The sequence below is a fragment of the Paenibacillus sp. IITD108 genome, assembly GCF_036541265.1.
Classification (GTDB): Bacteria; Bacillota; Bacilli; order Paenibacillales; family Paenibacillaceae; genus Pristimantibacillus.
The window spans coordinates 53,384-67,334 of record NZ_JAZHCT010000030.1 but is presented as its reverse complement, the minus strand read 5'-3'; the positions used below and the strand labels follow the sequence as shown (position 1 = coordinate 67,334).

9 protein-coding genes are annotated in these 13,951 nt (G+C 46.2%); 1 reads left to right on the top strand and 8 read right to left on the bottom strand.

Annotation, left to right across the window (positions count from 1 at the left end; genetic code table 11):
- Window positions 1-366 precede the first annotated feature (366 nt).
- From V1L65_RS21920 to V1L65_RS21910, 3 genes are all read right to left on the bottom strand, one after another.
- Window positions 367-1,083, bottom strand: a complete 717-nt coding sequence (locus V1L65_RS21920) for a response regulator transcription factor (protein ID WP_331701388.1) — start codon at window positions 1,081-1,083, stop codon at window positions 367-369.
- A gap of 133 nt (window positions 1,084-1,216) precedes the next feature.
- Window positions 1,217-2,995, bottom strand: coding sequence for a two-component system histidine kinase PnpS (pnpS, locus tag V1L65_RS21915; RefSeq protein ID WP_331701387.1), 1,779 nt, complete (start codon window positions 2,993-2,995; stop codon window positions 1,217-1,219).
- Between the two features lie 105 nt (window positions 2,996-3,100).
- Window positions 3,101-4,078 carry a bile acid:sodium symporter family protein gene (locus tag V1L65_RS21910; RefSeq protein ID WP_331701386.1) on the bottom strand — a complete coding sequence of 326 codons (978 nt, stop codon included), beginning with the start codon at window positions 4,076-4,078 and terminating at the stop codon, window positions 3,101-3,103.
- A 93-nt stretch (window positions 4,079-4,171) separates the two neighbouring features.
- On the opposite strand from V1L65_RS21910, the gene V1L65_RS21905 reads away from it, so the two are divergent.
- Window positions 4,172-5,317: a YfbR-like 5'-deoxynucleotidase gene (locus tag V1L65_RS21905; protein WP_331701384.1), complete on the top strand. Its 1,146-nt coding sequence runs from the start codon at window positions 4,172-4,174 to the stop codon at window positions 5,315-5,317.
- Window positions 5,318-5,451: 134 nt separating this feature from the next.
- On the opposite strand, the gene V1L65_RS21900 is transcribed toward V1L65_RS21905, so the two are convergent.
- The 5 genes from V1L65_RS21900 to V1L65_RS21880 form a co-directional block, all read right to left on the bottom strand.
- Window positions 5,452-5,628: a hypothetical protein gene (locus V1L65_RS21900; RefSeq protein WP_331701383.1), complete on the bottom strand. Its 177-nt coding sequence runs from the start codon at window positions 5,626-5,628 to the stop codon at window positions 5,452-5,454.
- A gap of 9 nt (window positions 5,629-5,637) precedes the next feature.
- Window positions 5,638-8,571, bottom strand: a complete 2,934-nt coding sequence (locus V1L65_RS21895) for a DEAD/DEAH box helicase (RefSeq protein WP_442955713.1) — start codon at window positions 8,569-8,571, stop codon at window positions 5,638-5,640.
- A complete protein-coding gene (locus V1L65_RS21890) occupies window positions 8,568-10,136 on the bottom strand; it encodes an SWIM zinc finger family protein (protein WP_331701381.1) in 1,569 nt (522 codons plus the stop codon). The genes V1L65_RS21895 and V1L65_RS21890 overlap by 4 nt, the downstream gene beginning before the upstream one ends.
- Before the next feature lie 157 nt (window positions 10,137-10,293).
- Window positions 10,294-12,039 (bottom strand): sensor histidine kinase, encoded by a 1,746-nt coding sequence (locus tag V1L65_RS21885; RefSeq protein ID WP_331701380.1) that lies wholly within the window; start codon window positions 12,037-12,039, stop codon window positions 10,294-10,296.
- 104 nt (window positions 12,040-12,143) lie between these two features.
- Entirely contained in the window at window positions 12,144-13,934 is a 1,791-nt protein-coding gene (locus V1L65_RS21880; protein ID WP_331701379.1) for a sensor histidine kinase, read from the bottom strand.
- Between the last annotated feature and the right edge of the window lie 17 nt (window positions 13,935-13,951).

Genomic DNA, 13,951 nt, shown 5'->3' with positions numbered 1-13,951 from the left:
CGGTTGTCAGTAGCGTTAACACGCCTAAAACACCAGTTCCTAGATTTTAACGGTTGTCAGAAGTCTTAATTACCTCAAAAGCAGCTCGAAACAGTCAAAAGTTCACAAATAACGCTGATCACAACCGTTACAATTTCTAAATAGCCTTTTTTAGCTAAATAGCGCTTGTCAGAACCGTTAGACGCTAAAGGCAGAAAAGTTTCGATTCCATTCTGGATTAGGCAAGGAGTGCAATGGTAAAGAGGGGTACTGCGATCAAGATTGGGATTCCGACCGCTGTTGTAGTCCATTTTTTTTGATCTTACTAAATAAATAGACGTCGCACGCATAATTAAGAAAAATAATTAAGAAAAGCCCGCAACCCGCTTACTGGGTTTCGAGCTTTTTCTTCATTACGAGCTTGTAGCCGACGCCTCGAATGGAATCAATGGCAACGGACTGCTGACCCAGCTCCAGCTTTTTGCGCAGAGAGCTGACATGTACGTCTACGGTTCGCTGGCCGCCAAAATAATCAAAGCCCCATACGACATTCATTAGATCATCTCTTGTCACAACTACTCCTGGGCGCTGCACCAAATAAAGCAGTACTTCGAATTCCTTCGGACGCAGCGGAATCGCTTCGCCATGCAATGTAACCTCATACTTCTCGGGATAAATAAACAGCTCTCCCGCTTGGATTACTTTCTCGCTGGACATGACCGGCGCAGTATCTTCTATTTGTGTTCGCCTTAATACGGCGGATACTCTTGCCAGCAGCTCTGCAACCCCAAAGGGCTTCGTAATATAATCATCCGCTCCGTGCTTCAGCCCCTGCACAACCTCTTCCTCCGCATTGCGCGCAGTCAAAATAATAACAGGTGTTTTATTGCCGCCTTGACGGAGGCGATTCAATACTTCAAAGCCATTGAGACCAGGAAGCATTATATCCAATATAATCAGATCAAAATTGCCCGTAAGAGCAGTATGCAGCCCTTCCCCGCCATGATCGACTACCTTAGTCTCATAACCCTCTTGCGACAAATTATAGGACAATAGCCTGGCCAGTGTAGGCTCATCCTCGATAACAAGCACTTTATACGACATGATGACCTCCATGCGAGTCGTACATACTAAAGCATATATACCGCACCCGCGTACTATCTGTAATCGTTCAATACCTCTAGTTTAACATGCCTGTCCACCAATTAGGCAATATTTTTTTTACCGGATTGGTTTCTTATTGCAGCACGGGCAAAATAATGGTAAAGGTTGTTCCGACTCCAGTTGTACTTGTCACCGTAATAGTTCCCTTATGAAGCTCCACCAAGTGCTTGACGATGGACAATCCAAGGCCTGTTCCGCCCGAGCTTCTTGAACGCGCCTTATCTACGCGGTAAAAGCGTTCAAAAATACGGGGCAGGTCCTTCTTCGGTATGCCGATTCCTGTATCGCTAATTTGAATAGACAATAAATCGTCATTAATCGCGTGAATCGAAAGTGTTACTTTGCCTCCGTCCGGCGTGTAGTTGATGCCGTTGGACAGCAAATTCATTACGATTTGGCGCAACCGATCCTCGTCAGCCTCCACATAAAGGCCTGGCTGAATTTTGCTGCAAAGCTCGATTCCTTTCATCGTCGCTTCAGCTTCAAGCAACGTCATCGTCTTGCTCACAAAGCTATCCAGTTCAACTGGAGAGAACATTAGCGGCACACGTCTGGACTCAATTTTGGACAGCTCCAAAATATCGCCAATCAAACGGTTAAGCCTGTCGCTTTCGTCGAATATAATTTGCAGGAATGAACGCGCAGTCTCCTCATCCTTTACAGCTCCGCCCAGCAGCGTTTCCGCAAAGCCTTTAACTGCCGCAATCGGCGTCTTCAGCTCATGCGACACATTAGCAACGAACTCACTGCGCATGCGCTCCAGCCTGCGGATTGCGGATACGTCCTGCAACACAAGCAGCACGCCGCCGCGCTGATGCTCGCCTTCGGATATCGGCACCAGCGTCAATTCCACAAGCCGCTCCTCCGGATAGTAAAAGGTCACTTCCTCCCGCAGAGCCTCCTTGGATCTTAATGCGCCCTGGATCATTTGCGAAAGCTCGTACTGCTGCTTGGCTTCTGAATAATGCCTTCCAACAAGCTCGCTTGCCGGCAAGCCAAGCACTTCCTCTGCATGGCGGTTCATGAGCACGACTCTTCCGTCAGTCTCTATCATGACGATGCCGTTAATCATATTTGCCAATACGGTCTGCAATTGATTTTCATTTTGCTTGATGCGCTCCATTTGCACTTGCAGACTGTCCGCCATCGCATTAATAGCATGACCTAATTCGCCAATTTCATCCTTTTTCACTACCGTTACTCTAGCTACATAATCCTGATTCGTTATCCGCTTAGCCACCTTCGTAATTTGCTCTAATGGCTTTGTAAGCCCGAGGGCAACTCTATAGCTGATAACAGCAGCAAGGACAAATAAGATAAGCAGTCCGCCAATCATCACATACATCACCTTGCGCAAGCCGCTGTCCACCTCATCCAGCGTCATCGCCATACGAATAACATAAGAATAATTATCCGTTTGATCCTTGATCGGAATTGCAACATAGATCATATTCATGCGCATCGTGTTGCTGGAGCGAACAGCTCGTCCAATTCCTTCCTCAAGCGCTTCGGATACCTCATTGCGGTATAAGTGGTTATTCATTTCCTCCGCGGCATAATCCGAATCGCCAAGCACGACGCCGTCACTGCGAATAAAGGTAATCCGCGACTCTGTATATGATTTTATTTCATTTGCTTGCTCGGTATAATAACTGTACACTTCCTCTGCATTGTCGCTGGCCTTCCATTCCATACGGGAGGCGATAAGCTTCATCTCGCGCACCATATTATCTTCAAGAGCGTCAATATAAATATTTTTGAACGTATTCATCATCATAAAGCCAGCTGCACTTACAGCTAAAGCGATAATAGAAATAATAATCATCGTTAATCTGGTACGAAAACTGTTCATACGACTCACCCCCGCCACACATACTGTTGCTTCCTTCTAGATTGAAACTGTCGATACTCAAGCATACGCTTCCGAATCGATAGTCTTCATGCATCTCCGCTAGTTTTATCCTACATGCAGTGAGGTTGTCTCGCTAGCTTTATTATTATTAAGTTTTTGTAAAATATAATGATGCAAGGTAGCCATAGGCTGCTGAATCAGTATAGACAAGACGACCGGCACAGCGGCAAGCGGACTGAAATAGCCCAGCGCCAGCACAATGCCAAGCGAGATGTTGCGCATGCCCGTTGCATATGAAACGGTAATCTGCTTTCCCTTATCTTTAAGCTTCGCTGCAGCAAAATATCCAATTGCATAGCAAAACGCAACTAATGCGATAGTCAATGGCACAAGCGTTAGCATATCTTGCTTAAGCTGCCCGATATATGGCGCAATGGCAGCTGCATTCAACGCAACGACAAGCACGAAGCAAAGCTTGGACAGCGGAGCTGCTGCCGGCTTCACACGGTCGGCAATTTTCCCCTTGCTCCATTCATACAAAGAGACCCCTATAATAGTAGGCAGCACGATTATTATCGTCAAATCGAGCATGATAGGCCCAGCCTCTACTTCGATAGCAGAATTGAAAAACAGATGAATGCCCGCAGGCACAACAAATGGGCTAAGCAAAGAATCAAGCACGACCATAGCCAGCATGAGCGGTATATTCCCTCCTGACATGCCCACCCATAGCACGGAGGATACGCCAAGCGGTATAATTGCGAACAGCACAAGCCCTATAACATAAGGAGAGTCCGCCCCGAACGTTAAGATTCCTGCAGCATAGGCCACAATCGGCGAAATCATATGCGCCAGAATAAACACAAGTATAATAAGGCCTGGCCTGCCAGCCGAAGCCTTCAGCTGTTTCATCCCGCAGCCCATTGCCATCGTAAAAGTAACAAAAGCAAACAAATAAGGGACGGCTCCTATAAAATACTGCAGCTCCGAGGCCATAAAAAAACCTGCCAGTAAGGAGCAAGGTATAATTAGAAACATCCATTTTTCAAAATATTGATTAAACGCAAGTCCAAAGCGCCGCATAGGTATTCCCTCTTTTTTGTCTAGTCTCGCTATCCTTTTCATTTTATAATAACATAGAACGATTATTTATTACTCTAAAAGGCGGTGCGTCGGATGAAAAACAGCCGTTTTTTTCATGCCATTATTCAAATGCAGTATGTGCCCAGGTGGCATGAGCACTCCCCACGCTATAAAGACAATGCAGCCAGCCACAGCTTTCGCTGCGCGGCAATTGCCGTGCTGATCGGCATCATACAAGAGCAAATAATCAAGCAGCCAGTGGACAAGCTCGAGCTTGCGGCACGGGCGCTGCTGCATGATCTTAATGAGACCGTTACCGGTTCTATCAAACATAACACAAAAAAAGACGCCATCGTGGCAGCGCATATCCGTCAGCTTGAAACAGAGGTCAGCAAAGATTTGGTAAGCTGCTTATCACGCTCCATGCAAGGTTCCTTCTATAATTACATTGTGCTTGCGGAGGATGATTCCGATATAGGCGCCTTAGTCAAGCAAATCGATACGCTTGATGCCTATTTGTTTTGCAAGCGCGAGCATGAGGCCGGCAGCAGCCCGTATTTTTCACAAACCTGTCAAGCCCTTTACGATGATTTGCAGCAAACGGCCCTGCCTGCTGTCAAATGGTTTATTCAAGCTTTGGAGCAAGAGCCGTATAGCGGCTTGCAGCAATTGGTTCACCATATTGTGAATCTTGATTTAATCGAACGTTGGGGCGGCAGCTTCAATCTGATTCCCGATAATGACGCTACGCATTCCTTTCGTGTTGCAGCTATGACGTTATTTAACAGCTGGCTGGAAACGGAACGCTTCGGGTCAAGCGGCATTGACCATTTTCGCGCACTCGCCAAATCGCTATATCATGATCTGGTTGAAAGCATTAGCGGCGATGTAGCCTCACCTATAAAAAAATCATCGCTTGAGATCAAAGCCGCCTTTGAGCAGTATGAACACCAGCTCGCAGTATCTCTGGTGGAGGCATTGCCGATCAGCTTTCATGAGCCTCTTACAGATTTTATTGTACATGCCAAGGACAAAACTTATGAAGGTGAGCTGACGGATATATCCGACAAGCTTGACGCGCTGATTAAAAGCAATCTCGAAATGCGCAACAATCCGCATTATGGTGAAATCTACTACGCGCAGCTAACACAACTGCAGCATCATTACGAAAATCCATCTGTCATTTTCTTTCTTGCCTATATATTGCATGACCTAACCTTTGACCACTTTGTGCGATAACACCTTAAAAAGGATAATAAAGCAGGCTGTTTCAAGCAGCACGCAAGAAATTCGGCAACGAAAGCAGCCATGCGAAAAGCACGGCAAGGCGAGCCCCATCGCTCCCTGCAGCCGTGCTTTTATCCTTCATTTTCCTATTCCCTCATCCGCTCCACTGCTTTTCTTACTTCCGTATAAAATTTCTTCCAATCCTCAGTCATTTCCTCTTGCTGAGGCATTTTTTCAAGCTGATCAGGGACAGACGGCTGGCCCGTTTCAGGTATAATTTCCTTCAGCTTTAATTTATCTAGCCTATTGTGCAACTCATCCATGCAGCAAACCTATCCTTTCAGCCAGTTTTTGCGCAAAGCAAACAATTCGCGCAGCTCCTCATTAGACAATTCCGTTATCCATTGCTCTGACTGTCCGACAACTTGATCGTTTAGCGACTGCTTGCTGTCAATCATCGTATCTATTTTCTCTTCCAGCGTTCCAAGCGTCACCAGCTTATGAACCTGTACATTTTTAGTTTGCCCAATCCGGAAGGCGCGGTCGGTCGCTTGATTCTCGACGGCAGGATTCCACCAGCGGTCAAAATGAAAAACATGATTGGCTGCTGTCAAGTTAAGGCCGGTTCCGCCTGCTTTAAGAGATAAAACAAAGGCGAGACAATCCTCCTGTTCATTTTGAAACCTTTCAATCATTTGATCCCGCTTCTGTTTAGGCACAGCGCCGTGCAGAAAAGGCACCTCTAGCTTAAAACGCGCTTCCAATATACGCTTTAGCTGCTCGCCCATCTCGATATATTGTGTAAAAATCAGGCATCTTTCGCCTTCAGCTGCAATTTCCTCGATCAGCTCAAGCAAGCGTACCATCTTGTTGGAGCGTTCCTCCTCCCACCGCTTCAATCCGCCTTCATTTAGAAACAAGGAAGGATGGTCGCACAGCTGCTTCAACTTCGTTAATGCGGCCAGCACCATGCCGCGCCGCTGCATCGGATCAAGCGTATGAAGCTTCTCCATCAAATCAGCGACAATATGCTCATATATCGCGCCCTGCTCGGCAGTCAGCGTAACAAAAGCTTTTGACTCAATTTTATCCGGCAGCGCCAGCTGTATAGCAGGGTCCTTTTTCAACCGGCGCAGCATAAAAGGCTGCACCCAGCGCTTCAGCCCCGCAATGAGTTGCTCATCCCGCGTTCTTTCTATTGGAATGACTACAGACTTATGAAATTCACCCAAGCTGCCCAAGTAACCAGGATTAATAAAATCGTATATGGACCATAGCTCCGTCAAGCGATTTTCCATCGGTGTTCCAGTAAGGGCTATGCGATGCTGCGCAGGAAACTGGCGAATGGCGCTTGATCCCTTCGTGTATGCATTTTTAATGTTTTGCGCTTCATCTAGGCATAGCGCATCCCATTGCATATCAACAAATTGTTCTTGATCGAGCAGAGCGATCGCATAGGACGTAATAACCAAATCCGCTTTGCCCGCCAGCTCTTTAAATTCCTCGCCTTTTTGCCGTTTCGCCCCGTAATGCAGCTCGATGTTTAAATCAGGCGCAAACCGCTCCAATTCCTTCTCCCAATTGCCTATAACCGAAGTAGGGCAAATTAGCAGTGATGGGAGCGCTTCTTCAGCATGCCCGGCAGCTTTTAAGCTGCCGTGCGCTAATCTCTCTTGCTTTAAATAAGCCAAATACGCTATAAATTGAATCGTTTTGCCTAGCCCCATATCATCTGCCAAAACGCCGCCAAGTCCGTAACGGCGCAAAAAGAGCAGCCATGACAAGCCCTGTCGCTGATATTCGCGGAGCTCGCCATGAAGGGCAGATGGCTTGTCGACCAGCGGCATCGATGAAATATTTTGCAGCTGCTCCATCCAAATTTGCAAATGCTCATTCATTTCGATTTCAGCACGGCCGTTCATATCCTCATAATCGGTTAAGAAGCTGGCTTCTCCGCGTAAATGCAGCTCCAGTACGTCGCGGAACGTCAGCCCTTTGCCGCGGCCGACTTTGCGCAGCCACATTTTGATTTGCGCTGCGTCCTGCGGGTCGAGATATACCCAGCTTTCGCCCACTTGAATAAAGCGCCGCTTCTCTTCAGCCAGTTTAAGAAACTCCTCCTCGCTTAGCTGCAAATCGCCAACAGCGAGGCGCCAGTCGAACTGGACAATTTGCGATAAGCCAAACATAGGCTCGGCAGCGGAGCCAAGCATATGCTTCATCTTCGCCTTGACGCGCAGCTTGCGCGATCTGGCCTCTTCCCACCAGGATGGCAGCAATACAGAGCAACCTGCCTCAAGCAGCGTCATACTGCCTTCATGCAAAAAGTTGAGAGCTTCTTCCTCCGTTAACTTCCAATCATTTGCTTCGTCACCCTGCTTCAGCTCCCAATTATGCAAGGCAGCGAGCCATTTCTGGTGCTCCTTGCCGATCTTTTCGGTCAGCAAAGGCTGCCATAACGACGGCAGCTCAGCATGCTCCTCCAATAATGGCCGCCAAAGCTCAGCCCGCTTATTGTAATAGACTGCCTGCCAAGGGCCGCCTTCACGCGCTTGAACAGCCGGCACTAATCTCCATTCCTCACAGTCCCCTGCAGACGGCTCCAGCAGCTGCAGAGCTATACGGAACGGCGTTGAATCCGTTAATAGCCCAATGGCGGTCAGCCAATCCTGCTCATCCGGAAGCTTTCTGGCCAGCAGCCCGCTTCCAACAGAACGCTCTGCTTGCTCCCAAGCCTGCTGCACGTCATGATTATTCGCAAGCAGCTCCTCAATCGCCTCGCTTAGCCACAAGCTGATAGCCTGGTCGCCAAACGCTTCCGCTTGCTGCTGCAAGGCTTCCCATTCGCTGTTTATGTCATGACGCTCCTTTGGAATAGCCGGGCGCCAGCATCTTTTATACTCGCTCCAACGCTCCCAATCCGGCAAAAACCAGCCGTTTAGCAGCAATTCGCGAAAAAGCCCCGCCAGCTTCATTAACACCTGCAATTGGTCGCTCCACTTGACCTTGACCAGCTTTACCGGCTGCGGATCGGACAAATAGTCGATCGCAGTCAAAGGTGTCAGCTTTATAAGCAGCCTCTCTCCAACTACGATTTCTTCCGTGCTTGTTCCATACCAGGAAGAGCTGTGCCATGCGAACAAAATGCTGCTAAGCTTAGCAGCAGCCATACGGTCTGGCGTGTACAGCATCATGCTGTAATCACCTGTTTTGCCTGCCCAGAAGCCTGATACAACAAGCTGTTGCCTATTTAGCTTTGCATTCATTGCAATAGATTTCCTTTCCACAATTCCTCCTGAAATGCGCGCAATCGCTGGTATTTATCCGTCAGCTGCTCAATAAACACTGGCCAGCGGCTGGCAAATGGCGATGCTGAATATAGCTTGGACAGCCGTTTCAATTGCTTTACGGCAAGCCTGTAGCCCTGCCTGTTTCTGCTTTGAATCGCTGCTTCAATAGATTGATGGTACAGCGGAAACATAAGCTGCGGCGCATGCTTGGAAACCTTTTTCTCTTCCTCAGGAGATATAGCTTCGATCTTAACACCAGAGAGCAGCTGCAGATCAGCCCAATCCTGATAGCGGCCAAGCCGCATCCAATGCTCTGAAAGTCTGATATAAGATTGAGGCAGCAAGCCCAGCATGTAATCCGACCATATTTTTTGCTCTGGGTAAGCTTCATCCGCTGATGTGCACAGCTGCATAAACGGTCCTACAGACCGCTTGCCAGGCGATTGCTGCACTTGCTCGAATATATAAGCCATCCATGTTTCAACAGCTGCTTCCTGTCTCGTTTCCAGCAGCCTATCTACAGAACGGTAAATAGCTTTTTGCGCCCGGTCAAAATCAGCAAGGCTGAAATGATTCAGCGCGTTTTCATACTCTCCGCGATCAAATGCAATGCTGCCTGCCGCAATACGCAAAAACGTTTGATTAATCGCAGCGCCAGCCTTGCTCTCCAGCATTTCCCCGATCGCCTGCTCTTCATTCCGCAGCCACTCGGGCTGCTTGCCGAAGGCTTGCAGGGCGGCTAAGTAAATATAATCCCATTCAAGCAGCTGCCGATCCAAGAGCAGCGCTCTGCGTTTCAGCTCACCGACAATCGTTAAACTCCATTCCCAATCCTTATCAGACAATTTGCCAGGATCCAAATCGTCAATCAGCTCATGAAACTGCGCGAGCCACGGCTCGGACATACGTAGGAAAGCCATTTCATAATAGTAGCGATTGAAAGAATCTGCTAAAGAAATAGCCCTTTCAGCCTGTTCCAAAACATAAAGGATCGCATAGCACCAAAACAGTTTTTGCGCCTTGAAGGACCAGTCTCTGGCGACAGCCTTCAGGCCAGTCAGCACCGGCTGCAGCGGATGGAGCGAATGGCGGCAGGTGCGCCATACCTCGCCGTATTGTTTATCCATCCATTCCCGCCATACAAGGAGTTTATCGCTCTCCTCAGGTCTGCCGTCCCCAAAACCAATGAATGGGGCCTGTATAGCTTGATCCGAAATATCTCGATTAACAGAAATAGCCGCACTGGCCTTAGTCAAGCCCAGCAAACGAAAATAGGCTTGCTCAGCTGCCTTATGACCGCCTGCCTGCTCTGCAACAGCTTGAAAAAATACGGCGGCGATATGCTTGCACGTACCTTTAAAAGGACATGAGCAGCTGCTGTAGCGCAGCTCATCTAAATCAATAACAACTGCATATATGTCTGTACCTTCCGCATAAGCTGTTATCGTTTCATGTACGGTCAGCTCCATACGTTTAATTCGTTTTGATGTATAGTAAGACCATCCGCGCTTAATAATCACTTGGACCAAGCTGCTTTTCAAAAAGTTTTCTATCTTTTTCTGCTGCTCATCGGCGAGATATAACAAATCATTTCACCTGCCTTATCTGTATCCCTCTATTTTAACAAAAAAACACCAAACCGCGAAATAACTTTCCAACGGTTGATGTTTGATTGCTTTAAATCTGCCCTATTAAAACTTATATTGGGAGCTTTACTGTGAAAATCAAATAGTTTTCCGCGGCAGCCGCCGCGTTTACTTCACCCCGGTAGCGATCTACAATCCCTTTAACGATAGACAGACCTATGCCTTGATGATGGTCATGCTTGGTGGAATAGCCGCTTTTAAATAGCGGCGAAGCTGCAACTGCTTCCGCATCCAAGCATATATTTCCAACCTCAATGTCAATATGGCCGGCTTTTTGGCTGTAAATGAGATGCACCTGACGCTCGCTTTCCTCATACTTCATCACTTCATCAAAGGCGTTATCTATCAAATTGCCAAGAATACGGTTCACATCAAGCGTTTTGGCGCCCATCTCGGACATATTCAAATCATTGAAGGTGCAGGCAAATTGAATGCGATACGTCTCGGCTTGTGAAATTTTGGAACGAATAAGAGCAGCAATAGCAGGATTGCCGATATTAATAATATCGTTCATCACCCTTATTTCATCAGTAAGCTCCTTCGTATAGGCAAGAAGCTCTTTATGCTTGCTGAGACTGGCTAAGGAATGAATCGTCTGCACATGATTGAGAAAATCATGGCGCTGCGCTCTAATGGCAAGAAACAGTCCATTAATCTCTTCGACATATGTCTCCTGGGCTACACGAACAGCCTTGTCCTGTGATTGCTTGATCTGTCTCATCGCTGCAATTGCAATGAGGAAGCTTAAAGCAGTCAGCAATATAATAACGACGCCAAGATTGAAAAATTGCTTATTCAGCGCAAGATTGATCATATTGTAATCAGACACAATGGACAACACGTACTGATCCATCGGTGTGCCATTCGGATCCGTAATGCTGATCCCCTTGTCCTTCACCGAAACAGGAATAAACATTTTGTAGACATGACCGTACTTGCTTTTTTTCTCAATCGTTACAATTTCATTATTATAATAAGCCGACTGTACGGCTTGAATATCTTCATCAAGCTGAACCGTATATTGACCGTATATAATCGGCCGCTGGACGATATGATCCTTGTACTGTCCGTCATCCTGCTCGGTTTGAATGCCGTCAGGGAAAGTTAGCGGATTGACGGCCATAATTTCAATAAGCGACTGCTGAGCTTCCACCAAATCATCGAGCAGGCGTTCTACGCCTGTTATTTCATTAAATTCATTCAGCGTTTCATAGTGAACATAGGGATCAATAATATAATTGGTCGAGCCATCATAATAGTAGCCCCATTTGTAAATATTTTGCACATCGGTTGAAGATACTTCAAATGGACCGCTCCAAAAATGATTCAGCGTTTGACCCAGCCACTCGCCCTTAACATTATAGTTATCAAATAATTGATTAAAATAGCTAAACCACGGCACCCATGTTTTCGTGCTTTTGCCAATCTGGGTATCGTCGCTTGATCGATAGAGCACTATATCGTCTTGTATACGTTTAAGCAGGCTGATATGCTTAATATCCAGCTTCTGGCTGAGCTCCTTCAGCTGCTCATTTGTAACATTGTCAACGTCCGGATCCAATGCATACTGTGCTGCTATTGCGGAAGCCCGCAGTTCGCGGCCTATTTGCTCTTCGAATTTCTCAGAGCCCAGCCTTGTCTGCTCGATGGTGAGCTCAATTTGCTTGCCTAACGAGAGGAGCTCATGCTTTAATGCTTCTTCTAATGTTTTTTTAGTCATAAAGTAATACACAGTGTTGTTAATTAGAATAAGAATAATAATGATGCCAATTGCCATAAACCATACTTTGCGCTGCATTCTTCACATCTTGCCTCTCTTACTATCAATTTCCAGTTAAATTACATTAGCTTCTGTTACATCATAGCACAAAGTTAATCTAAGAGAACTATATTTATCTATTTTCAAGGTACTTCGTGTCCTGTATTAAAAGATTTGATCGATCGTTCGCGGGCTGGAATAACAATTTGAACGGTAGTGCCTATTCCTATTCGACTAATGATCGTAACACCATACCGCTCGCCATACTGCAGCTTTATGCGCTGATCGATATTGCGGATGCCATGCCCCGTCTCGCTGTCATTGCTTAAATCAAAAATTTCAGCTATACGCTGCGGGGACATGCCAATGCCGTCATCTATTATTTTATATTGGATACAATCCTTAACCTTATGGGCACAAATGCGCATATAAATGCGGTCTCCGCACCAAGCATGCTTGAGCACGTTTTCAATAAACGGCTGCAAAATAAGCTTAATCGTTTCATACGGCCAAATGGATACAGCGATATCAAATTCGACCTCCATACGCTTGCCGTACTTGACCTTCTGTATATCAAGATAAGCGTTGGATTGTTCAATTTCAGCGTACACAGGTATTAAGGTTTTTCCGGAATTAAGCGTCAGGCGATAAAACTTGGCAAGCTGGACGACCATGCGCTGCAGCTTGTCATTCTCGCCAAATTTAGCGAGCTGATTAATAGATGACAGCGTATTATACAAAAAATGCGGATTAATTTGCAATTGCAGCATTTCAAGCTCGGCTTCTTTTTTTTGCAGCTGCGTCAAATACACTTTGCGGATAAGCGCCTCTACATCCTCCCCCATGCCATTGAGCGCCGTTGCAATTTGTGAAAACTCGTCCTTGCCTCTGTAGGTAATCCGCTTGTGCAGATCGCCATGCCGAAAAGCATTGAGGATCGCTACGAATTTCGTAATCCTTTTTGCAAAATAACGTGATATAAAAACACCAGCAAAGGTGAACAAAATAAAGCAAAGCACACAAATGCCTATAATAAAGGACTTTATTTTTTGTGCTTCTTTATCGAGCAGCGTGAGCGGCACATTGGCGACGATCGTCCAATTCTGATCGGCCATTTGTTCTTCGATCGTTAAAAACTTAGTATCCTGTATTTCCTCATTATTTTCAAAACCTGAAGCAAATAAACGTTCTCCATTACTGTCATAAACAGCAATGTTGCTGCCTTCCCCCAAAACTGAATAATCGACGCTTTCAAATAAATCAGCTAAGCGGACGCTAAAGCGCATAATACCGATTTCACTTAAGCGCACCGGATTGCTCGTATCGATCATGCGGCGGATTAAAGAGATGCGGCTCTGCTGCTTTTCATCTTCAATTTGTTTCCATATAAAGGTTTCACCATAAATTTCATCTGGCAGCTCCTTATACCAGCTGCTATCCTTAATGCGCTTTAAATGATAAATATCATAGGTTTGTTGTTCTGGAGTCGCATCTGCCCCATCTGCCCGGAATTGATATACTTCGCGTATCGTTTCATTGCCGAAATAAATAAACAGACGCTGGCTAAATCCAATCGCCTTCACAACACTTTCCAGCTTTGGAATAACTACCTGCTCCATGCGCAAATACTGCTCGCCAAGCGACAAATTTTCTGCCTTTACATTTTGTACGAGAAAATAATCATTGTAAATAATAGAAGAGATCCGCATCAAGTCGCTCGTTTTATAATTAACATTGTCCCGAACCTGCTGCAAGGTTCCCTGCACGTTCATCTTGGTTTGCTTGCGTATAGAAGAATCATAGATAACATGGGATACATACCCGTTGATGGTAACCAGAACAATTATAAAAATCATATAGGACAGCATTAATTTATAGGCAATTGGAATATATGTAGTTTTTCTTTTTTGCTTATTTATTTGAATTTGAGCCATAGCTGCCCTGCTCCCTT